The following is a 22,137-nucleotide window of genomic DNA, read 5'->3' as shown; positions in this document are numbered from 1 at the left end:
GGTGCCTGTCGGCCCAGGCGATGCTGATGCTCGCACTGGCGGGCGATGTCACCCGCAGGCGGAGCACAATTTTCCGGCCCAACTAAGCGTCTGAGGCTCTCCCGTACTCTTAACTACGTCAGGTCCTTTGAACGGGTGCCTGGCGGGTGCGCCTTTGCGGCGCGCTAGAGGGATCGGTCTGTCATTCGCGCTCCGGGCAAAGAGAATCGGATGCAGACCGGCTGAGTGCGCAGGGCAGGGCTGATCAGCCCTGCCCTGCTGCCTGTGCGGCCCTCACCTCGCAGCGCTGTGACGAGGCCACGGGATGGTCCTCAAGATGATGCCCACGGGGTAAACCAACAGCATGATCGAGCCAGGCTCTGAAGCCCGGCTACGCTGCTGACAGCGGCGATCCCTGTTGAGGGCTTGGTCTGACTACCTGAGGCCCACAGGCCTTGCGCTGACAGGAACGGGAGCAGTTCGTGGGCTTGCCACGGCGATGGTGCGTCTCCTCCTGCTAGAGCAGAAAGGGCTCGCGGCGACCTGGAGAAGCAGGCAGACATCAGCCGCGGCCACAGGGAGCGCTGGCGGGTTGCACAGTACTCTTCCCGCTCGACGGCAAGCTCTTCGTGAGAAGTAGGTTTGGCAGACATCTGCTGGCAAGCGGAGAAGCAGGCAACATCGAGTGCGGGCATCGCCAGCACGAGAACGAGGCCTGGTGCGATCAGTTGAACGCTGGGAGCCCTGGCGATGCCGGTCTGCGGTGACTGGGCAGCCTCAGGTCGCTTATCAATCCCTGTTCGGGACGCAAGGGCAGTGCATCTTGGGCAGGCCCGGGCGACAGGTCGTGGCGTTCTTGGTGGCCCGAATACTGCGGCGCACCAAACGAGGAGGGGCTCGTAGAATACACAATCAGTACACGGCGGCAGCGCGTGGCTGCCGTCAAGGCTCACAGGCGTCAGTACTTCCCGTAGAGAGGGGAACGGATACTTATGCGTTGCGTACCTGCCCTCGACGGGACAAGAACATATTGTGGTTCCTCCGGAACTTCCCGTACCCGGTGAAGACTCGCACACGCGCCGACCCATAAGACGTAGATGACCCCACATGCCAGAATCACGGTATGGATGGGGCGATCTGGGATGTGCGAAAGACCTAGGTACTTCGCTTACTGAATCGGGCCAGCGATACACACCACGCACGGGGAATCCTTCGGGCCACACTCTTTGCGTAGAAGACTGCAAGTAATGCCCTGCGCAGTGGCTATCGTTGCAGCCCAAGACATCCGTCCGGATTTTCGCGTGGCGCGGGCCGCCATCACGCCGTCGCCTCGGTCGAAGTACTCCGCTATACCGATCGTATCGGTCGGCCCGTGAGAGCTCGGTATCGAAGTTCGTCGTCGGCCGTGTTGAGGCAGCCGACGAGGACCGCTTAGCCCCGTTGTCCCGAGAACGGCGTGGGCCGGCGCCGCCCGCCGAATCGTCCGATGCGGGAGAGGGGGCAGGTCTGGACGCCACTGACTCTGGCCGGAATTGGGCGTACAGTCGGCGGCGGGCCTGCGCCAGATGCACACGCACGGTGCTCGCGGCAATGCCGAGCTCGTCGGCGACGTCTCCGACGTCGCGGTCCGCCAAGTAGTACAAAGCCATTGCCCGCTGCTGCTGCTCGGGCAGTTGCCGTACCGCATCGACGACAGTGAGCCGCCGCTCGACCTTCTCGGCTACATCACCTTCGACGCCGCCATGGTCGGAGAAGTCGCCCACCACGATGCAGGCAGTCCGCTCGCGGGCCCGCTGCGCCTCGCTGTTGCGCAGCACGGTGCGCACATACCGGTCGGGAGCGTCGATGTTGTCCCAGACCCGGTAGACGGCCACGAAGGCGTCCTGAACCGCCTCCTCTGCCCGCTCGCGGCTGCGCGTGCGGGCGATCATTTCGGCGACCAGCCGGTCGAAGTACGCCGTGTAAAACGCAGTGAAGCTAGCTGCGTTGTCTGCGCCGGAGTGCGAGGCCGTCTCCGACAGGCCCGAGCCGCCGCGGAAGAGGTCTGCGGCGGCCTGGCCCAGGTCAGGCTGCATGCCGGACGGCATCAACGACCACGTTCCATGAGATGGTGGGTGACCGGCAGCCCTCGGCTACGCACCGCGTCCCCGTGTGAGACGTAGATATTCACAGCCGAGGCGACCAGCGCCAGGAGCGAGATGACGGTCGACACCAACGTGATTTTGGTTGCGACCGACCATTGGTTCCACCAGCCGCTCGGAGCCGACTCCGAGCTGTACAACCGCACTTGCATGCGATGGCAGAGGCGATCCGCGACGAGCCATCCGACGAGCGGACAGGTGACGACGATGCAGGCCAGCAGGAACAGGCCCCAGAACGTGCGGTCGTTGACGCCGACGCCGGTGATAACTGTCGCGCCCAGACCCCCCAAGGCGCCCGCGATCGTCCCGATGGTGCGCGACGGCGCGGACGTCGGGCAGAACCGGGGCCTGGTCTCGGTGAGCACCTTGCGGAGCTCGTCGGTTCGCCCCCTCTCCCAGTCGTCGTCGCCGCCCCGCACACGCACCGTCACGATGGTGCTGGTGATCTCCACGATGAGCGCCCGGCCCGAGACCGACTGGCCCTTGATCATCAGATTGTCCAGCTCGACGGGCTCGCCGACGGGCGTACCGTCCCGTACGTCCTCGTCGTTGAGGAGTTCTTGCAGTGTTACCGCCTCGAACGGCCGCGGATATGGCACATTGCGCACCGTCGCGAACTTGACCTCGGTCGGGTCGAACTGCCGCGTCACGTAACGCGCGATACGGGTCAGATTACGGCGGCCGATCTTGCATCCGTACAGCTCAAGCACGATCGGCGGATGCCCCGCGGTGCCTTGCGCCGCGGGGTCGAACGGGTAGGCCACCATGGCCTCCTCAATGATCTCCGAGAGGGTTGGATTACTGCGGTGATCGCGCTCCGGGCAGGAATCGGATGCACCTCGAACCGCATCTAACACGGTCAGGGCGGCGTCCGCCAAGCGGAGTTGGATACTCCGTGAACCGCCAGTGGCTACTGGCGCGATCAAGTACTCCGTCGTTGACGGGAATTGATCGTTTCGTGCTTGGAAATGATCGCCCGACGCTGTCCGATATCGCGTGCGGTTCGCCTGGGGCGCAGGTGACCGTGAGCGGGCTTGGGCAAGGTGCAAACGCTCGCTAACGACAAGGTGCTGCGGGGTGCATTTGTCGCAGGAGTAGAGCTTTTACTATGGTCGAGGAATCGTCGACGATTTCTTTTTTCCTCGGAAGGCCACGGAGGGTCGCCGCACGGGATGCGTTTCGCCCAAGGGGGATTGTCATCCTGTCTTCACGAGGAAGCACTCGCCGAGTGCTCTGCTTGGCGGCAAAATATCCAGCAGCGTGGCACGACGCATGCGTTATTTCCCCTACAACTCAGGGCTGTGGCTGTGGTTTCGCCGCAGGCAGGTTGTCCGTCCGGCTACGGCGTCACCCGATATGCGCCATACTTGCCAGGCAGATGAGGGCCGATGATCTGTCCGGGAGTTTCCATGCCACGTTATCTCGATCCTGGCGAGGCCAAGTTGGCGATGATCCGAAAGGGGGTGTGGCCAGTCTCGGGCTGGCCCGGTGCGGGTAAAGGGTGGTTATGCGTTTGCATGGAGTGCGGGTCCTTCGTCACCCCGGTCTACAGGAACGTCATGCGGCCAGGCTCCGGCGGTTGCAAGCCATGCGGACGGCGGAAGGCGGCTGAGGCGAGGCGCACGCCGCACGATGAGGCCGTGAAGGCGATGCGGGTCGCGGGCGTCGAACCGTTAGAGCCCTTCCCCGGAGTGGATGTGCCCTGGCGCTGCCGCTGCCTGAGCGCCCTGTGCCCGGGACTATGGATGGGCGATTCGGCCGACATCCGGCCCCGCCTGAGCGACGCACGAGTGAGCAAGATCTCCGCCTGTAAGTACTGCGCGCGCGTCGCGATACGACCGGAGCGCGCAGCGCAGCAGATGACCGAACGTGGGATAAAGCCGCTGGAGGGCTACGAGGGAGCCTGGAGACCCTGGCGGTGCGAGTGTCTGGCCTGCGGGGCAGACGACATCACGCCGTCCTACGCGAACGTGGTGCTTAACGGTCAGGGCGGGTGCCGGCACTGCGGCGGGAGGGCCAGGGTGCCCGAGCGGCAGGCCGTCGCGGAGATGCTGGCAGCCGGTGTTCAGCCCTTGCAGGATTATCCGGGCGTGAACGAGCGCTGGCGATCGCGCTGTCTGGCCGAGCACTGTCCTGGGCCTGCAGACAGGATCATCTATCCGCGGCTGGGCTGGGTGCGGCGCGGGGCCCAGGCGTGCAAGTGGTGCGCTGGTGTGGTCATCGACGCGCTCACCGCGCATGACATCATGGTCAACCAGGCGAGCCTGCTCCCGCAGGTCCCCTACCCGGGCGTGCGCGAGCCGTGGAAGTGCCAGTGCCAAAACTGCCAGAGCATCGTGTATCCCACTCTGAGCAGCGTCACCGGCCGCGGCACCGGGTGTTCCGAGTGCGCCGAGCACGGCTTTCAGCGCGGCCAGCCTGGCTTGCTCTACCTCCTGACGAACGAGCGCCTGCAGGCCGCTAAGGTCGGCATCTGTAATCTCGGCACCGGCCGAATCGAGAAACACGAACGCCGTGGCTGGGCCCGGTACGCCATGCTCAGCTTTACGGTGGGTCGCGAGGCCGAGTTGCTGGAGAAGCAGGTCCTTGCCGAGTGGAGGTCGCAGGGCTGGCACCCGGTTCTCGACGGCGAACAACGCTACGACGGATGGACGGAGACAGTGACCCTCAGTCCCAGCACCGCCGACGGGTTGTGGCAGGGAATCCTCGATCTCCATGTACTCACTGCAGCTGCGACGGCCGCCGTCCCCACCCGGTCAGCCGCCGATCGCTGACACGGAGCGAGCGGGCTGCTGGTACGTCACCTCATCGCGCCGCCGACCTGCACAAGCCCGAGCTCCTGATCGGCACCCCGCAGTCCGCGCGACCACAGGGCGGAGGTGAAGGGAAGAGGCAGCATGGGCCGCGCTGGCCGCCTCGTGGGCCTACCCGGCGCCCGGTCCGTCATCGCTCTCAACCGTAGGCCCAGGGATCGGACCAGCACAGGACTTCCTCAGGGCCTTGCTCACACAAGGAACTCTCGGAGGTGATGGGCGTGCTGGGGTCCTGGCGGGATGCGGCAGCGGCATGGTCCGTGGGCGACAGCAGCCGTAGAGGGCGGGGTGCGGCGGGGGAGTGGCGAAGAGGTTCGGTGACGACCACCGCATGCGCGGTGGTGGTCGCGCAGGTGCGGCAGGTGTCGGCCAGCCGCCACAGGCGCCCGCTGTCGTCGCGGCAAAAGAGCAGGACCATGGGGCCGCCGCAGCCACGGTGCCGGGGATGCCAGCGGCAGGCGCGTTCGCCGCACTGGCAGGTCCGCAAGTGGTGGGCGAGAGCTTCGGCGCGTGCGTGCTGGGCCAGGTGAGTCACTGCGCGAGCGTGGATACCCGGAGGCCCGGTGCCGACGGGAACCGGGCCGCAATGGCCGCACAGTAGGTCCCGCCCCCAGGAGTGCGTGCGGATCTCCACTGTCCAGGTGCGCCGCCCCGGGCGCGTGGTCCTGCCGGATCCCATTCGTCGTCATCCTCCCTGCGTGCTTCGTGTCGCCGGCTCTGCTCCGCACCCCGTTTCCGGGAGGGGGCGGGCTGGCGGCCGCACACGCTAGTGAAGACGTCTGCCCTGAGTATTCGGCGGACACCCCGCCGAAATAGGGCAGATGTCTACACTGACGGGGCAGGGGTCTGCCCCGTGCGATGGACGGGTGACGATCTTCCCGCCCGACCCCAACCTCCATGAGCTCCGCCTTGAGCTCTCCCGGCTGCGGGCCGCACGCGGATGGACCTACGACGAACTCGCCGCCCGCAGCGGCCTGTCCCGCCGCACCCTCATCGAGATCGAGCAGGGCCGCACCATCGGCACACTCGCCACTTGGCACGCCCTCGCCCACGCTCTCGGTGCCCCCGTCGACCACCTCCTGGGCACCCTCTGCGCGGGCCACGAACCACCCGCCCCGCCGGCAACCTGACCCGGCCGTTCGAACACTGTCCCGCCTGAGGCCCGCTTGGCATGACCACCCGAGCCAGCGACGACCCTCCGAATGGAAGGCCGTAACAGGAACATGGGTGCGGTGTGTTGCGGCCAGGCGGGGGATATCGGCGGCAGCGCTGCGCTTGATACGGCGTGTCGCCTGCCAGGTTGCCGCGCATGCACGCCACCAACACCTCTGTCGGCGACCGGGCCTGGGACGGTAGCTACAAACACCGCCGCCCCCCACGCTTCCTGCGCGTAGCCCCGGGCAGCCCCACCCGTCTCCTGCGCACGGCCCAGCAAGGCCAATGCTCCGATTGCGGCAACCGCATCGAGTGGTACGACCGCACAGCCGACCACAACCCCATCCCCCTCCACCCCACCGAACTCCCAGCCGTCGCCGTGCCTCCACACCAGCGCTGGCACGTCGATGCCGGCATCGCCCACCCCGCCGGTGACGGCTCACCCTGGTGCCGCGTACGCCACCGTGCGCTCTGCCCCGCCGCCCTCGCTGAATCCGCTGGCAGCACGATGGACGCCCTGCGGCGCAGCCTGGCCCTCACCTCACGCCGCCTGCAGGACACCGGCCGCTTCACACCACTCCCACCTCCGTCCACCGACCCACCAACCCCCGACCCGGCCGCGCCAGAGCTCCGGCCGGTGGTGCAACTCCTGTGCCTGCGCTACCTCGCCCCCGGCCCACTGGAACAGATCCCCTGCGTGGCCCAGACCCGTGCCCGCCGCCGCTGCCCTCACCCTGTCCTCGACCCCGATGCCCTCCCCGGCACCTGGACCCTCACCCCCCTCCACCACGACCACGACCCCGGCCATCTCCCCCTCGCCGAACTGTGGCTGGCCCTTTACGACCTGACGCACCTGCCCTACAGCGAACAACTGCGCTGGCGCGCCCAGCGCTGCACCGCCCACGCCACCGCCCCGGACGCCGCCGACATCGCCCGCACCACCTGGGAACCCTTCAACCCCCGCACCCACCACCAGCACATCCGCCACCACCTGCCTGACCTTCCACACCCCGCCTGCCAAGGCCGCGGATGACGGACTCCCACTCCCGCGTGCTGATCTGCGGCAGCCGCCGCTGGCCCTGGCCCGACACCATCACCACCCTCCTGGACCGCGCGGCCGCCCGCCACGGCAACGACCTCGTCATCATCGAAGGCGCCGGCACCGGCGCCGCGAGCGCCGCCCACCACTGGTGCACCCACCACGACCTGCCCGCCTGGCGCCACCGCTGCCACCCCCTCGCCCCCGCCCCCGGCCGACGCACCCGCACCCGCTGCTGGAGCGAAGCCGAACGCAACCAGCGGATACTCCACGACGAAGGCCCCCGCCTGGTCATCGCCTTCCACGAGAACCTCCACCCCGCCCACCCCGGCAGCACCAACGACATGTGCCGCCGCGCCCTCACCCTCGGTGTCCCCGTCTGGCTCGTGCCCACCGCCGACCCCGACAAAGGCCTGTGGCTGCACCTCAGCCACTACACCGGCCCACCCCCTCCCGCACCCAGACCCGACCAGCCCGAACCCACCGCCGCTCCACCCGCCGTCCCCGGCACCAACCCGGCCCGAACCCACCTTCAATCGTGTCCCGCCCCGCCACCGACGCCCTCCTGACCCGAACCACCCTCCGGCGCTGCGCCGATGCACCTCGAGAAGTGCCAGGGGCTGTTCCCCGGCCCTCACCCCTTCAGTTTCTGGCTGACGGGGCGCACAACCCACCCCAACCACAAGGACCGAAGCCCGCAACCCTGACAGCGCCCGCGCAGCCATTCAGCATCCACCACGCCGGACGAGCCACCCTCCCGCCCATCTCACCGCAAGGAATGAAGTCTTCTGTGACCGCGCTACCCACCCCACCGCCCGCGGCCGGTGACCGGATCGACGGAGTCGTCGACCACCTTGTCCATGTCACCTACGACCACCACACCGTGCTCCGCCTGACCGTCGCCGACGACACACCCGACCCGCGAACGGTCACCGCGGTCGGGAAAGCCCTGTTCGGCACGCAGCCGGGGGAGAGCCTTCGCCTGACCGGCACCTGGACCCGCCACCTCCGCTACGGACGCCAGTTCAAGGCCGAGGTCTGCGAGCGCACCTGGCCGGCGACCAGGCGCGCGACACGTCTCTACCTGGCCTCCGGACTGATCCACGGCATCGGCGAAGCACTGGCCACCGCGATCGTCGACCGATTCGGCGACCAGACCCTCCACATCATCGACACCGAGCCCCAACGCCTTCTGGACGTCCACGGCATCGGCCCCACCCGCCTGGAACGCATCACCCAGGCCTGGCACACCCAGAAGGCCATCGCCGAGATCATGGTCTTCCTCCAAGGCCTGGGCATCCCCGCTCACCTGGCCATCAAGATCTACCAGACCTACACCGACGACGACCGCAACCCCATGGACGTCGTCCGCCACACGCCCTATCAGCTGTGCCGCGACATCCACGGCATCGGCTTCGAGACCGCCGACCGCATCGCCCTGGCCGTCGGCATCCCCAAACACAGCGACCAACGCCTCCAAGCCGCCCTCCTCCACACCCTCACCCAGGCCCGCGCCCGAGGCGACTGCCACCTGCCCGAACGCGTCCTCCTCGCCCGCACCCGCCACCTCCTGACCGACGATGACCCCACCATGGCGGACATCCTCGAAGACCCGATCCTGCGCCAGGCCCTGGACACCCTCCGCGCCCGCGGCGACACCGTCATCGAATCCCTTCCCACACCCGTCCTCGAAGACGCCGACGTCCACCGCGCCGTCACCGCTGTCAGCCTCACCTTCATGTACCGCGCCGAGACCGGACTGGCCCAGGACATCCAGCGCCTCCACCAGGCGCCGCCCACCCTGGCCGAGCACACCGACTGGACTAGCCTCTTGACCCAGGCTGCCCCCAAGGACCTGACCGACGAGCAGCAGCAGGCCGTCCTGACCGCGCTCACCACACCGGTGTCGGTCCTGACCGGAGGCCCCGGCTGCGGCAAGACCCACACCCTGCGCACCCTGGTCACCCTCGCCGACCAAGCGGGCCTCACCATCGCGCTGGCCGCCCCCACCGGCAAAGCCGCCAAGCGCATGGAGGAGACCACCGGACACCCGGCCACGACCGTCCACCGCCTGATCAGCTCCCCGCCCGCTCCGACCGACCGGTCTCATGAGCCCACGAGGCTGGAAGCCGCCGACCTCATCGTCATCGACGAAGCCTCCATGCTCGACGTCCAACTCGCCGCCCGCCTCACCGCGGCCATCCAGACCGGATGCCACCTGCTCCTGGTCGGCGACACCGACCAACTCCCCAGCGTCGGCCCCGGCCGCGTCCTGCGCGACCTCCTCGCTGTCCCCGACATCCCCCGCACCCACCTCACCCACATCTTCCGCCAGGACGACGCAAGCGCCGCCATCATCGACAACGCCCACCGCATCCTGCGCGGCCTCCCGCCCCTCCCCGCACCAGGAGTCTTCGGCTGTCACCCCCTGGAAAACCCCGACACCATCGCCGAACACGTCGTAGAACTCGTCACCACCCACATCCCGCACCACTTCAACGCCGCGCCCGACGACATCCAAGTCCTCTGCCCCGCCCGGCGCCACGCCACCGGCACCCTCGCGCTCAATGCCCGCCTGCAGGCCTGCCTCAACCCACCCGCACCGGACAAGCCCCAGCACCACCACGAGGGACATATCTTCCGCCTCGGCGACCGCGTCCTGCAGATCCGCAACCAGCCCCACCGCGGCAATAACGGCGTCTTCAACGGATCCACCGGCACCATCACCGCCATCGACCCCGAAGCCCACCAACTCACCGTCACCCTGACCGACGGCGAGCCCATCCCCTACCTCTTCACCGACCTCGACGAACTCCTCCACGCCTACGCCCTGACCGTCCACCGCTCCCAAGGCAGCGAATACCCCTACGTCGTCATCCCCATGACCACCTCCGCCGGTCAACTCCTCCAACGCAACCTGCTCTACACCGCCGTGACCCGCGCCAGCCGCGGCGTTGTGCTCACCGGACAAGCCACCGCCGTTCACCGAGCCCTGACCAACACCCACACCCGACACCGGTTCACCGCACTCGAACACCGCATCCGCCGGCAAACCGCCGCCACCCTCCAGCCGCGCGTCATCCACGCAGCGGGACAACTTGCCTTGAGCTAGGGGAGGTCGCAACCATGTCTCCACCCCAAGACGACTGCCCACTGGTCGCCGGAGTCGCACATGGAGCTGGTACAGCCCGAGGCCCAACACGGTGATACCAGGACTGCACCGGAGAGAATGACGGTCTTGGCAGCTGGTGACACGACACGGTAGTTCAGCTGCAGCACAGTTTGAGGAAGCGTCGCACTACGCCGGTATGGTTGAATCTGATATCAAACACCTGTGACGGCGGATTCGGTCATCATCGCCGTCCTAATCAGCCACCTCCGTGTCGGAGTACTGGGTACATCCCCTGGGCGGTGTATCTCTTGACTCCCGCTACTGGGCAGTAGGCCCAGTCAGATGTCGCGCAAGGAGGGGATGAAGGCGTGATGCGCTCCGTGAGTGTGGTCGCGGGCAAACCCGGCCGAATACGGGGGGCCTTGGCGGCCGTAATGCTCATTGCAGGGGCAGCGCCCGCAGCAGCGGCCGAGAGCAGTGACCAGCCGCAAACCGTGGGGATGTACACCATGCCGGTGAGTGAGAACATCCCGTCACTGAAGGACCTGCAATCAGGAAAGGCAAGCCTGGCACAGCCGCGGAAGCCCGTGGGGGGCGAGCTCCCGATGGAGACAGTCGGCCCTGCGGCCGCTCACCTCCCCGTATCTGACATGCCATCCGCTATGGCGGACACCCGCCCCATCACCCTGTCACCCACGGCACGCCCGACCTACCCGGAACCGCCCCGGTCCATGACCCAGGCCGAGTGCAAAAGGGGGCTCCAGGGCGGGAAGGTCTTCTATCTGAAGTCGCGTTTCGCGATGTGCGCCGGCATCCAGATGATCCAGACATGGGCGAGAAACGGGGAGCCGACAGGGCAGAGTTCCTTTACTCTGTGGGTCATCTCCACGGTGCCGGACCGGAAGGACCGCACGGTCCACTACCAGTACCTCTTCACTGACTTCAAAAATCTGGGGAGGACAGGCGCTGGCGGACTGAAAGTCAACACTGATGTGAATATGCAGTCCTGGCCGTCCAGTGCACGTAAGCGCGAGGGAGGCTCCATACCTCCCACCAAGACCTTCAACGCACTTAAGGCCAGCCCGAAATACCAGCACAGCGTCATCTTCGACGCAGGCCAGGGACGGGGCAAGGACGACCATATCGCCATGGCCTACCAGCCGTATATCAACATCATCATCCCGCCTCAATGGGTCATACGGGAAGGCGACGGGAAAGTCCGCGTAGGGTTCCTTGCCGCGCAATGGGACGCCGCCAAGTACCTGTACAACTCAGGCGGTGGGGGGAACCCCAAGAAGAAGGGCGGCGCTGCTTTCCCCGTGGCCGTCCACCTTCCTTACAGCTCCCAGGCAGGAGCTCCCGAGAGAGCTGTGGCACAGCACCTCCAGAAGGCGCACACCACGCCCCGGGACACCAAACCAGTAAACTCCAGAAAGAAGGTCCCTGGCTTCGATCCCGACCACAAGCTGCACCGGCTCTACCATGACGGAGCACGCAGAGACAAAAACCGGGCCGAAGCCATCAGGGTATGCCGGGAGTACTGGGGGGACGGCTACACAGAGGGTGGAAAGAAGCAGTGCGACGAATATCCCTTCGCCATCACATACGAGGGCTGCGCTCAAGCGCTCCCGCAGTATGAACCATCAACCCCCAAAGATAATTACTCGGCTATGCCGTTGCCCAAGGAAGACAACGGCAACGCCGGATCTATCCTTGCAGGTTTCCTGACCAAAAACCGCATCATCGACGGCAGGATCGGCACGGAAGAACTCGACGGATTCCTCGTCAAGATCACCTGAGCCCCGTGGGGGCTCAGGCGCTACACGCCTGAGCCCCCACCCTCAGGCGAAACAGACCAGAACTTGGCCACGTAACGCTCGACGCCGTGCGGAACCCCCAGCTCGGCGAGCCGGGCCACCTCTTCACGGCCCGCACAGTAAAGCCGGAGCTTCCACAAAACGCCAGGACGGCCGAGATCGAGGTCCTCCTCCGTAGCACCGCCAACGACCCAAACGGCCAGCGTCCCCGAGGTCGAGCGAATCTCCACCTCTCCCTGCGCTTCCCACGCCTGACTATCGTCGGCCGGCGGCTCCCCCTCCCAGACTTCCGCCTTCAAAAGCGCCCGGTGTGTATGGCCAGCACTCTTGACGTCCACCCGCCCCTCAAAAGCCGTCAGGAACCCCCCGCCCCCATCCAGGCTGTCGTCCGGAAACGGGACGGGAACCTGCGTGTCATCTCCGTCCTGCAAGGAAAATCCGAAGAAATCCACAGGGATCTCCAGGCTTTGCTGCCGGACCAGTAATGCCACCGTCTCTCCTCACTCACTCACTCGCACTCGACCTCCCAATCATATCGAACAAAAATAACTTTGAAATCTCCTCAGATGCCACTCGCTCCGGCGGCTGAGTTCGTCATGCGCGGAGTGTCTGCGCTGGCGGTTGTGGAAGATTTCCAGGTACTCGAAGAGAGCGCCAGCACCACCTCCTCAGCCAGACGTCTGGGCTCGTCCGGCCCGGCGCAGCCGACCTGGACGGGCCGGCTGCGCGGGGCCGCGGGCGTCTTCCCCGCTGCCAGCTGCGCGGCCTCGATCCGGTCGCCGGCCCGCCCCGGCCGGCACCTGGAGATACGAGGTCTGGAGCCGACCGGCCACCGGCGATGCCCCACGGCCAAGGGGCGCCGGTGCCGACCGGTGTTCGAGCACCCGTAGGGTCAGCGGATTCGTGAGCACGGCTTCCTGCGGAGCGGCGCCGGGGCCTCGATTACGATCCGAGTCTCACGTCAGCGACCACGCGACAACCGCAGGGAGACATCGCGCCATGTCCACGACCGTTGACATACCCCCGTACGTACAGGACCGCTGCAACGAGCTGGGCAGCGGCGTCAGTTATGCACTGAAGGTTCTGCGTACGCAGCTCGGAGACGATCCCCTGCTGGGTACTTCGCAGGGCGAGCCGTCCTTATACACCGTGGAGATCGACGGCGACACCTTCGAGGGCTGCCCGGCACTGCACGTGCACTACGCCTACGGCCCCCCGCTGTTGGAGGAGGGCCAGGTGCAGATCAGGGACATTACAGCGGTACACCCGGCCGCCACCGGCAACGGTGACCAAGACCAGGCGCCGGATCCCGGCCTGGAAGAGGCGGCGGTGCGGCAGGTGACCGCCGCGTGGCGGCGGATCGAAGCGTGGCTGCGCGAGCACGCCCCGGCGTCGTACGAGTCCCTCAAGGCCGGTGCGTCCGAGGAGGAGATCGCCGCGCTGGAAGGAACGCTCGGCATGCGGCTCCCTGCGGATCTGCGTGCCGGTGTCCGCGGCGTGTACGGCGCGGGGTTTCTGCTGGACAACCGCACGCTGATGGACCTGGACGCGGTGGCCGGCTTCTACCGGATGCAGATGATGTTCCAGCAGCGCAGCCGTGGTGATGAGGACCCGACGTGGTGTCCGTCGTGGATTCCGTTCTGCTCGTACTGGGTCGACGACCGCAGCTCCGGCCTGTACCTGGACAGCGCCACGGGTGAGTTGGGCTATTTCAGCCGGTACGCTGAGCGCTGGACCGAGTACGCGTCGCTGACCGCCTACCTGGAAGAGACAGCCGACGCCCTGCAGGCGCCGGGCCTTGTCACTGGCTCCAGGCCGGGCCTTGCGGGCGGCGCCCTGGTGTGGGGGCCGCCGACCCATCCCGATCCGGACCATCCATGGGTGGAGTACACCGGCTGAGCTGACGCAGGTGTGGGGACCAGCCCGGGGCTGGTCCCCACACGCGTGTTCAGGCGGTGCTGTTACACCTTGCGCCAGGCGCAGGTGGTGTTGGCGTTCGCGCAGTGTTCGAAGCCGGGGTTGCTGACGAAGAACCCGTCATTGTCGAGCATCCGCCACGACGGTGCCGGAAACTCGTGGAAAGCGCCCGCGTTCTGGACGTCGGGGATCGACGCCCTCCCGCAGCGTTCCTTGCCGGTGGGGCCGTTCGTGGCGGTCCTCGTGTCGGCGAGCAGACCGACGTTGCTGGTTCCGTCACCCATCTTGTCGGCGAAGAGCTGGGCGCACTGGTCGCCGGAGGTCACCTTGTTGACGCCGCCGGGGAAGCCGCCGCTCTCATGGGTGGTGGCCATGGCGTACTCGTCGCAGGACAGGGTTCCCAGCGACGCGTCGGCCGGGTGCTTGACCCAGCCGTTCGGGCACACCAGTCCTCGGCTGTCGTTCGACGACCACGGCTGGCCGCTGCTGTTCTTCACCGTGGTGTCCGGGCCGAGGTAGTGCGTGAGAGAGTCCCACTTCACCGAACCGGCGTGGTCGGGCATCTTCTCCTGCATCCTTCGCGGCCACCGTGTTCGACAGGGCGCGCCACTGTCAGTCCGCCCACAGACCGGTCTCCGGCCCGGCGACGCTGCTGCGGGCTCTCCCGGAGCGCGCGGTTATGGGTTGGCGGTGCTCATGGGCAGCTCATGAAGGGTGCACGGTGATGTCGTCGTAGGTTTCCAGGAGTGTCCAGCGGTGTGTGGTGCGTACCGCGGTGGGGAGCCGGTCGGCGGCGGGCAGTGGTCCCAGGTCGAGGCCGGTGAGGCGAGCGATGTCGGCGACAGGTACCTGGAAGGTGCGGAAAGCGCCGAGCGGGGGAGGATCTCCTGCTCGCGCGGCTTCAGCCATGGCGCGGGCAGCGGCGTCTTTGCTGAGGTCGGGGCTCTGGTCGAGCACGTAGGCGGTGGCGGCCAGGTCCCCGTCCTGCATAAATACGGCGACTTTCCAGAAGCGGAGGGGCACTTGGATGCCCCGGTAGGGCGGATCGGAGTCCTCGAGTACCGGCCCGGTGAATACCGTCAGTTTGCGATCGAACTGTTCGGCGTGGTCGAGGAGAAAGTTCTCCAAGCCCTGCCAGAGCTCTTTGCCCTGGTTGAAGATGTCCATCTGCGGAGCGGCGTTGGTGTAGTGGAAGGTGTCACTGTTCGCCGTGGATGCATCCGGGCCCCATACGGGATCGCGCCTGCGGACCAGGTGTCCTTTGTCCAGGGGGTTGTTTTTGTAGACGGGGTGGCCGGCCTGCTGGGCTTCAGGGATGCGGGGGTCGAAGCGCCAGTCGTCGTTGCGTGGCACATCGAGGAGGTGCGCACCGTCGATCGTGACGGCGGTTGCGGCGGCCAGTCGTCGGTCCGGACGGAAGACGACGCTGAAGTTGGTGTAGGGGAGGATCACCGTTTCGGTGCCCGGGCCGGCAGGGAGGGGCAGCGGCACGGCCGGTCCCAGGAACCGTGGGTTGTAGCCCTTGCGGTTCGTCAGAGATTCGCGGCTCACGGTCTCCGCATGCGATGGGGGATCGGGATGAGTGGCCATGGCGTTGTAGTACCGCGCCGCCTGGACTCACACGCTGCCGCTCGCTTCCCTCCCACCCGAACGGGTGAGAGGGCATCCTGCCCGGGGCGCCAGGCACCGAGAGCCAAGGAGGGTTCAGCTACCAGCCCAGGACGACTGCCGACGGGTCGCCGGAGTCGCGCATGGAGCTGGGGCCTCGCCGCCGACGGCGCCGCGGCCTCGTTCCCCTCTGGCGTCTTCCCCGCCTCACCGTCCTGGCCTGCGCTCTCGCCCCCGTCCCACACCTCGCCGACCCGCCTGCGGGCGATCAGCCACTCGTCCCACTCCCACTGCGCCGCCTCCAGCTCGGCCTGCAACTCCTCCACCCGCTTCCGGGCCACACGCTCCCGCTCCTCCAGCAGCCCCAGCACCGACGCCATCACACACTTCCAGCACGCCATCTTCACGGACGCACCGGACCTACCTCACCCACCCCGGCACTATGCCTGACCAGCACGAACCCAGCCCTACACTCAGTTTCGAGAAGCCCTCTAAAGAGGCTGGCAGGCGGCGATGGGTTGGTTCGCCTTCTGCCTGCTCGCAGGACTGTGGATCGTATGGGGCACAAACTCAGTCGGCGACAGTGTGGGGGCACGCGTCGGGATGACCGTCTTTGCGATCGTCGGGTACACGGTCACGTTCGCCATACCCGGCTGGATCGCGAAGCCCACCAAGCCGCGGGACTGACCAGCCCGGTGCGGGGCCGTAGTTATGGCAGGGGCGGCAGGACCTCGTAGCGGAAAGACACGCTCGCATCGAACCCGGTTGCGCCGAAGCGGTGATATCCGCCGTCGCTGGCCAGCATCACCAGCGCATCCGCCCGCGTGTGGACGTCTTGCTTGCGAACTTCCCAGGTGATCTCCACGTCGCCACCCTCATGGTTGGAGTAGCGGCGGCCCTCCGGTGTCTGCAGGAACCAGGTCAAGGTGCGGTTCTGAGGGTCGACCGCCCGGCAGGTGAAGGTGACGACGTCGCCAGGTCGCAGCGTTGTGGCGGTTTGCACCGCCAGCATGTGCGGCTGGACGGTCATGGCCGTCTCGCTGCTGTTGCCGAGGCTGTCCCTCACCAACTCGATGCGGGGGAAGTAGTTGTCGGCGGGGTCCTTGCCGCTCATGTGTATGGTCACTCGGTTCCTGATCTCTCCGGCAATGGCGCTCAGCAGCTCCTCCTCGAAGGGGAGCAGTTCGCGGCTGTGGGCGACAGCGTTGCGCAGGGCTCCGAAGCGGGCAAGGAGGACGCTGATCTCCTTCTTCTCGCCCATGGCCTCCTTGAAGAGCTCCCAGTACCTGTCGATGAGCCGGGTGAGCTGCGTGAACTCGGTGTACTCGATGAGGTTCGACGGAACGGTGGCCGCGCCGCGCTTGGTGCGGCGCTTCTCTTCCTCTGTGCGCTTCTCGCTGAGCTTCGTCACCGTCTCGGCGTCGAAGACCTGGTGGATCCAACTGGCGCCGAATTTGGCGTTTAGCACATGCGTGAGGAGCTGCCGCAAGGATCGTTCACAGCTGGCCAGCGCCACCGGCGGCTGCATCAGGGGCATTCGGGTTTCCTCCCAGGGGACGCAAGGGTCCCGCCTCCCGGACGGGGGATCGGGAGGCGGGGCAGCTGTTGGGGCGGTCAGGCCTCGAGGTAGGCGACGATACGGCCGCGTCGGCCAGCTCACCAAAGTGTGACGGTAATTCACACGGCGACCGCGGCGGCCGTCGCCCTCGTGACCGTGGTGTGCACCTCGCCGGCGACGGCCGACGTGTGGGGTCTCCGCGCCCGCAGATTGCGCTGCTGTCTGGCTGCACCCCTGCGACCCCATGGGGTGAAGCAACTTCCAGTTCCGCCCCGGCATGCGGTGCGCGCATGCCCGAACCCGAAGGACTTGCCGATGACCACGGACCCGAACGCTCCGCGCCGCGACCAGGACGTGCGGCTCTACCTGTTGTTGATCGCTCTGGCGGTGATCGTGCTCGCCGTGGCGGGCCTGGTCTACGTCACCTATCAGCACCCGGCACTGACCGGCCCGTTGAGTGTCGGCTGGACGGCCGCTGCCGCCCTGATGACCGCGCTCGGATTCGCCATCACTCGCCGATGACCGTGACACGGCCCCGCGCAGCCGGCCCGTCCGAGCCGGCTGCGCGGGGCCGGACGGGCCAGACGTCTGGCTGAGGATCGGTGCGTGCGGTGTCCTGAGCTGACGGGCGTCGAGATTGGCGGATGTCTTCCGCGCGGAACCGATCTTCACACCTGGGTGCACCTTGATCCGGTACAGCTCCGGAAACGCCCCGCCCTTCCGGAGCCGCAGTCATCGCCGGATGTGCACGGTCACCTGAATACCGCCAGCTGCGGTTCCGACACCGGCTACGGCCAAGGCGAGCCGTTCGTGCCCGGACAGGCCAAGGATGACGACCACGGTGATGGTCACAAAGGCGATGACGGCCGGAAGCCAGGGAGACAGCGCCTGGCGGGTGTACCCCGGATCTGGGGTACCTTCGAGAGAGGCCACGGTGTTGTCGTGCTCCTTCCTTCTGTGAGGTGAGTAGGGCCGCAGCCCCTGGCACGACAGGGAAGTTTCAGGTCAGCCGCCAAGCATGGGCCTGCAACTTCCCTTTGTCGTAACCAGACTTCGGGCTGCCTGACTAACGGTACCGACAGGGGTCGACACCCCCGGGCGGCGCGTGGTCCCGGTCTCAGCGCCAAAGCGGCACCGGAGGCAAGGGTCAGACGGTTCTTCGATAAAGTCCTGACCGCTCTCGGCCAGCTGCTGATCCGAAGGTGGGTTTTTGCTGGTCAGCCGCGCTGCGGATCAATCCGCACCCCGCTGAAGTTGCGGACGAAGTCCACTCACATTCGGTCATTTGGCACTGAGTTTCGCCCTCTGGCTTGTGGAATAAGTCACACGGAACAGCTCGGTATCCCGGGGTGTGCCCCGTTTGTTCAGCCTAGATGGACTTTTCGAAACGCCGCAATGCGGACACTTCGCTCCAGTGATCCGTCCGGGAGCGCGGTGCGCGAAGGAGCCACCCGCCCTCGTATGTGCTGTGTGGCCTTCACGAACTGCTTGAGATGCTCGGTCAGGTCGACCATCAGCAGTGAAGCGGGCAACGCAGTTGATGACATCTACATCGCAGTAGTCCGCGTACCGGATGTTCGCCGGTGCGCCACTGCTCAGGGGCTAGACGACCGTGATCGGCTCATCCCGCTTGGCGAACTCGTTGTCGCAATTGCCCATCTTGCCAGTCCTGGCCACATTCCCGGGGCGGCGGGCAGGACGGGCTCATGGGGGTGCTCGGGGGTGCCGGGCGGCTGGAGTGGGCGCCGCCCGGCGCCCGCGAGCCCATCAGTGGGCGGCGGCGAGTTCTTCGATGTGTGCTGCGAAGCCGGCGGTCGGCAGGGGCAGGTCGACGTCATCGACGTACTCGATGGCGGTGGGGACGTAGCGGACGACGGCTTCGGCTGCCTCTGGCAGCACGGTCAGCCGTACGGTCGCGGTCGGTTCCTGGCCCTCCACGCCCAGGTCCATGCAGTGCATGAGGACTTCGTGCTCGGCTGGGGCGAGGGTGTGCCGATTGGGGACCATCTGCTGGTGCCACCAGTCGGCCTCTGGTCCCTCGCCGAGCGCGAGGTGGTGGAGGTAGAGGCAGTAGGCGGCGGTGGTGTTGCCGGCCCCGGCGGCGAACTGCCACCAGAAGCGGGCAGAGTCCTCCCGGGCGGCCAGCTGCAGCACGCAGCCGAGGATCACCGCGCCCTCCGGCTCGGGGGTCCGGTAGCCGATGAACGAGGACATCTCCTGGAGCGCGTCTTCGTCGCCGACCAGCATGCGGCACACCGCGCGCAGTGCACCGGCCGCGTCCCCGAGCAGCTTCTCGTCCGGCTTCCATCCTTCTGGGCGCTGCTGGGGCGGCTTGAACAACGCGGTCTGGGCCCGGCGGGACTGCATGGTGTCATCGAAGCTCAGAGCACCCAGGACCAGGCGGTCCGCGACGCGGGCCGCGATCCGCTCCTCGGCTGCGACCAGCTTCTCGTGGGGGTAGGGGCGGTGCACAAGCCGGGCCTTGGCCAGCATCCGGTCAATCGGTGAGTCGCCCATCACGGACTTCCTTCCTGCTCGTCCAGCCCGAGAACCTCCCGCAGACGCCGTCTGGCGTGGCGCGCGGTGGACCGGACCCCGGCAGGGCTGATGCCGAGGATGCGTGCGGTGGTGGCGGCGTCGAAGCCAAGGCTGCAGCGCAGCACGATGACATCCCGCTGCCGGTCGGGGAGATCGCTGATCGCCTCGTAGACGAGCATCGAGGTCTCCAGCTCGCCGATCGGGTCCACCGCGGTGCGCAAGTCGTGCGTCTCGAACGAGGCAACGTCGGCAACCACGGGCCGGCGCTTGCGGCGGCGGGCCAGGTCGATGGTGCGGTTCTTGACCACCTTCCACGCGTACGCCTCCGGCGTCGGCTGGGCCAGCACGGTCGGCCAAGACAAGGCGAGCTGCTCGAAGGCATGGTCGACGGCTTCCTCAGCGTCCGCGCTCGACCCGAGGTGTATCTCGGCCCAGCGCACATAGGCGGCGCGGTAGAGCTGATGGAACGCCCGGAAGTCCGCCGGTAGAGCGGCCGCACGGACACCGGGCCGACGGCTCAGGTGTCCCTGCGGCATCACCGGCTCACCTCCCGCTGACGAAACGTTCACGGCCTTTCGGCCCCTTCCAGTTGTCAATGACGATGCTCGTTCAGCACCAGAGGACCGTTGAAACCCTCCACCCCTCATAGCGTCCGTAAAGGGACGGGCGTGCAGGAGACGACCAGGAAATCTTACAAAGTGCTACTGGATCATTACTTTAGGTTCGAATCGAGAGGTGGTGCTGGCGCCCTGCTCAGGCCGACGAAGAGCTTCGCGAGCTTGGCCGACTGGGAGGCTTGGGCCGTGAGCATCATCCGCCGCCCGTTGGGCACCGGTCCCCGTCCCGACGCCGAGGGCGAACTACCGCCGATTGGCGACAGCCGCGAGCGCGGCCGTACAGCTGCGGAGCGGGCGGCCGCGGATCCGGCCGCACCTCCCGTCGAGGGACAGCAGCCCCGGCTGTCTGGCCGCCGCCCACTGGGCACGGGCCCCGACGAGAGAAGCTCGCCCAGGTCAGACGGGACCGTACACAGCCCATAAGCACGCACTCAGGGGCGTAGCCGCCGCGCCATGGCGTAGAGCAGTGGTGCGCCGTCGAAGGGGACAGTCTTCCCGATGGTGCGGTAGCCCCATTGTTCGTACAGGGCGACGACCTTGCTGTGTGCCGCGTGAACGAGCAGCGTGGCGCGCTCCTTGGCTCGGTCAGCTATGAGCGCATCGTGGAGGCGACGCGCGATGCCAGCGCCGCGCCAGGGCCTGCGGACGTTGAGCTCGGAGAGGGCGAAGGTGCGGCTTCCGGTCTCGCGGGTGAACACGTCGTCCGGTTGCGGGTCGACACCTTGAGGTGACCCCGGTTTCGTGGAGTCCCTGAAGCCAGGCTTATGATCCTGGCCCGAAGGAGAACCACGAGCAGTGCCAGCACCACGTAAATACCCTGACGAACTCCGAGAGCGGGCCGTCCGCGAGGTCCGCGCCACCGGCCGCCCGATCGCGCACGTCGCCAAGGACCTGGGCATTCACAAGGAGGCCCTGCGCGGCTGGGTACGCCAAGCCGAGGCGGACGCCGGCGAGCGGGATGACCGGCTGACCACAGCCGAGCGTGAGGAGCTGAGGCAGCTCCGCCAGGAGAATGCGGAGTTGAGGCGGGCGAACGAGATCCTCAAAGCGGCGAGTGCGCTTTTTGCCCAGGAGCTCGACTGTCCCCGGACGAGGCCGACCAGGTGATCGACAGCCTGAAAGAAGACGGCTTCGGGGTCGGGCCCGTATGCCGGGTGCTCGGCTGGTCCGAGTCCGCCTACTACGCCCGCAGGAAACGGCCGAAGTCGGCCCGCCGACTCCGCGACGAGCAGCTGATGCCGCTGATCGAAGAGATCCACGCCGAGTCGGGCGGCACCTACGGGACCCGCCGGATCACCCGCGCCCTGCGGCGCAAGGGCGTCGACGCGGCCCGCTGCACCGTCGAGCGGCTGATGCGCGAGCTGGGCCTGGAGGGCGTGATCCGCGGGCAGCGGCGGCGGACCACCGTGCCGGAGCCGTCGGCGCCCCGCCCGCCGGACCTGGTCGACCGCGACTTCACCGCCACCCGCCCCGATCAACTCTGGGTGGCAGACATGACGTACGTGCGAACGTGGTCGGGCTGGGCCTATGTGGCGTTCGTCCTGGACGTGTACTCATGGATGATCGTCGGCTGGCAGGTCGCAAACCACATGCGGACCGAACTCCCGCTAGATGCACTGGAGATGGCGCTGTGGAGACGGAGGATCAAGAAGGACTCCGGTCTCATTCATCACAGCGACCGCGGGTCGCAATACGTATCGATTCGGTACACCGACCGGCTCGCCGATGTCGGTGCCTCCGCGTCGGTCGGTTCCGTCGCGGACTCGTACGACTGTGAGGATGGGGTCACCGCCGCCGGGGTGGCCTGACTGGTGTTACGACTGACCCTTCGGGTGTCCTTGCT

19 protein-coding genes are annotated in these 22,137 nt (G+C 67.1%); 10 read left to right on the top strand and 9 right to left on the bottom strand.

The window, feature by feature from the left end; translation table 11 throughout:
- Positions 1–311: 311 nt before the first annotated feature.
- Both ABZU99_RS24090 and ABZU99_RS24085 read right to left on the bottom strand, forming a co-directional pair.
- Positions 312–2,054, bottom strand: a complete 1,743-nt coding sequence (locus ABZU99_RS24090; RefSeq protein WP_356227990.1) for a sigma-70 family RNA polymerase sigma factor — start codon at positions 2,052–2,054, stop codon at positions 312–314.
- Positions 2,055–2,065: 11 nt separating this feature from the next.
- Positions 2,066–2,998, bottom strand: a complete 933-nt coding sequence (locus ABZU99_RS24085; RefSeq protein WP_356046523.1) for a hypothetical protein — start codon at positions 2,996–2,998, stop codon at positions 2,066–2,068.
- A 1,143-nt stretch (positions 2,999–4,141) separates the two neighbouring features.
- Here ABZU99_RS24085 and ABZU99_RS24080 point away from each other — a divergent pair.
- The 6 genes from ABZU99_RS24080 to ABZU99_RS24055 all read left to right on the top strand — a co-directional run bounded on the left by ABZU99_RS24080 (position 4,142) and on the right by ABZU99_RS24055 (position 12,038).
- Entirely contained in the window at positions 4,142–4,894 is a 753-nt protein-coding gene (locus ABZU99_RS24080; RefSeq protein ID WP_356046525.1) for a hypothetical protein, read from the top strand.
- A 905-nt stretch (positions 4,895–5,799) separates the two neighbouring features.
- Entirely contained in the window at positions 5,800–6,063 is a 264-nt protein-coding gene (locus ABZU99_RS24075; RefSeq protein WP_356046527.1) for a helix-turn-helix transcriptional regulator, read from the top strand.
- Positions 6,064–6,242: 179 nt separating this feature from the next.
- Positions 6,243–7,121, top strand: coding sequence for a DUF6083 domain-containing protein (locus ABZU99_RS24070; protein ID WP_356046529.1), 879 nt, complete (start codon positions 6,243–6,245; stop codon positions 7,119–7,121).
- Entirely contained in the window at positions 7,118–7,696 is a 579-nt protein-coding gene (locus ABZU99_RS24065) for an SLOG family protein (protein WP_356046531.1), read from the top strand. The genes ABZU99_RS24070 and ABZU99_RS24065 overlap by 4 nt, the downstream gene beginning before the upstream one ends.
- 221 nt (positions 7,697–7,917) lie before the next feature.
- Entirely contained in the window at positions 7,918–10,239 is a 2,322-nt protein-coding gene (locus ABZU99_RS24060; RefSeq protein WP_356046532.1) for an ATP-dependent RecD-like DNA helicase, read from the top strand.
- A 731-nt stretch (positions 10,240–10,970) separates the two neighbouring features.
- On the top strand, positions 10,971–12,038 hold the full coding sequence (locus tag ABZU99_RS24055) for a hypothetical protein (RefSeq protein WP_356046534.1): 1,068 nt from the start codon (positions 10,971–10,973) through the stop codon (positions 12,036–12,038).
- A gap of 20 nt (positions 12,039–12,058) precedes the next feature.
- Here the strand turns inward: ABZU99_RS24055 and ABZU99_RS24050 are convergent, their stop codons facing one another.
- Positions 12,059–12,547: a hypothetical protein gene (locus ABZU99_RS24050; protein WP_356046536.1), complete on the bottom strand. Its 489-nt coding sequence runs from the start codon at positions 12,545–12,547 to the stop codon at positions 12,059–12,061.
- A gap of 508 nt (positions 12,548–13,055) precedes the next feature.
- Here ABZU99_RS24050 and ABZU99_RS24045 point away from each other — a divergent pair.
- Positions 13,056–13,955, top strand: coding sequence for an SMI1/KNR4 family protein (locus ABZU99_RS24045; protein ID WP_356046538.1), 900 nt, complete (start codon positions 13,056–13,058; stop codon positions 13,953–13,955).
- A gap of 62 nt (positions 13,956–14,017) precedes the next feature.
- Here ABZU99_RS24045 and ABZU99_RS24040 read toward each other — a convergent pair whose 3' ends face one another.
- The 3 genes from ABZU99_RS24040 to ABZU99_RS24030 all read right to left on the bottom strand — a co-directional run bounded on the left by ABZU99_RS24040 (position 14,018) and on the right by ABZU99_RS24030 (position 17,118).
- Positions 14,018–14,548: a hypothetical protein gene (locus tag ABZU99_RS24040; RefSeq protein ID WP_356046540.1), complete on the bottom strand. Its 531-nt coding sequence runs from the start codon at positions 14,546–14,548 to the stop codon at positions 14,018–14,020.
- Positions 14,549–14,678: 130 nt separating this feature from the next.
- On the bottom strand, positions 14,679–15,563 hold the full coding sequence (locus ABZU99_RS24035) for a DNA/RNA non-specific endonuclease (protein ID WP_356046542.1): 885 nt from the start codon (positions 15,561–15,563) through the stop codon (positions 14,679–14,681).
- Positions 15,564–16,290: 727 nt separating this feature from the next.
- Positions 16,291–17,118 carry a hypothetical protein gene (locus ABZU99_RS24030; RefSeq protein WP_356046544.1) on the bottom strand — a complete coding sequence of 276 codons (828 nt, stop codon included), beginning with the start codon at positions 17,116–17,118 and terminating at the stop codon, positions 16,291–16,293.
- Between the two features lie 336 nt (positions 17,119–17,454).
- Between ABZU99_RS24030 and ABZU99_RS24025 the strand changes: the two genes are divergently transcribed.
- Complete coding sequence (locus tag ABZU99_RS24025) at positions 17,455–17,661, top strand: hypothetical protein (protein ID WP_356046546.1); 207 nt, start codon at positions 17,455–17,457, stop codon at positions 17,659–17,661.
- Positions 17,662–18,906: 1,245 nt separating this feature from the next.
- Here the strand turns inward: ABZU99_RS24025 and ABZU99_RS24020 are convergent.
- The 3 genes from ABZU99_RS24020 to ABZU99_RS24010 form a co-directional block, all read right to left on the bottom strand.
- Positions 18,907–19,656, bottom strand: coding sequence for a hypothetical protein (locus tag ABZU99_RS24020; protein WP_356046548.1), 750 nt, complete (start codon positions 19,654–19,656; stop codon positions 18,907–18,909).
- The gene (locus ABZU99_RS24015) at positions 19,656–20,213 is read right to left on the bottom strand and encodes a sigma-70 family RNA polymerase sigma factor (protein ID WP_356046550.1); all 558 of its coding nucleotides are present in this window, start codon (positions 20,211–20,213) and stop codon (positions 19,656–19,658) included. The genes ABZU99_RS24020 and ABZU99_RS24015 overlap by 1 nt, the downstream gene beginning before the upstream one ends.
- 512 nt (positions 20,214–20,725) lie before the next feature.
- Complete coding sequence (locus ABZU99_RS24010; protein WP_356046551.1) at positions 20,726–20,992, bottom strand: GNAT family N-acetyltransferase; 267 nt, start codon at positions 20,990–20,992, stop codon at positions 20,726–20,728.
- Between the two features lie 97 nt (positions 20,993–21,089).
- On the opposite strand from ABZU99_RS24010, the gene ABZU99_RS24005 reads away from it, so the two are divergent.
- Together ABZU99_RS24005 and ABZU99_RS24000 are read left to right on the top strand one after the other, a co-directional pair.
- A complete protein-coding gene (locus ABZU99_RS24005) occupies positions 21,090–21,401 on the top strand; it encodes a transposase (RefSeq protein ID WP_356046553.1) in 312 nt (103 codons plus the stop codon).
- On the top strand, positions 21,398–22,102 hold the full coding sequence (locus tag ABZU99_RS24000) for an IS3 family transposase (protein WP_356046555.1): 705 nt from the start codon (positions 21,398–21,400) through the stop codon (positions 22,100–22,102). Before ABZU99_RS24005 ends, ABZU99_RS24000 begins: the two co-directional genes overlap by 4 nt.
- Positions 22,103–22,137: the final 35 nt, after the last annotated feature.

It is taken from the genome of Streptomyces sp. NPDC005266 (assembly GCF_040607655.1).
Lineage (GTDB): Bacteria > Actinomycetota > Actinomycetes > Streptomycetales > Streptomycetaceae > Streptomyces.
The sequence above is the reverse complement of the archived record's forward strand: the minus strand, read 5'-3'. Positions and strand labels throughout refer to the sequence as shown.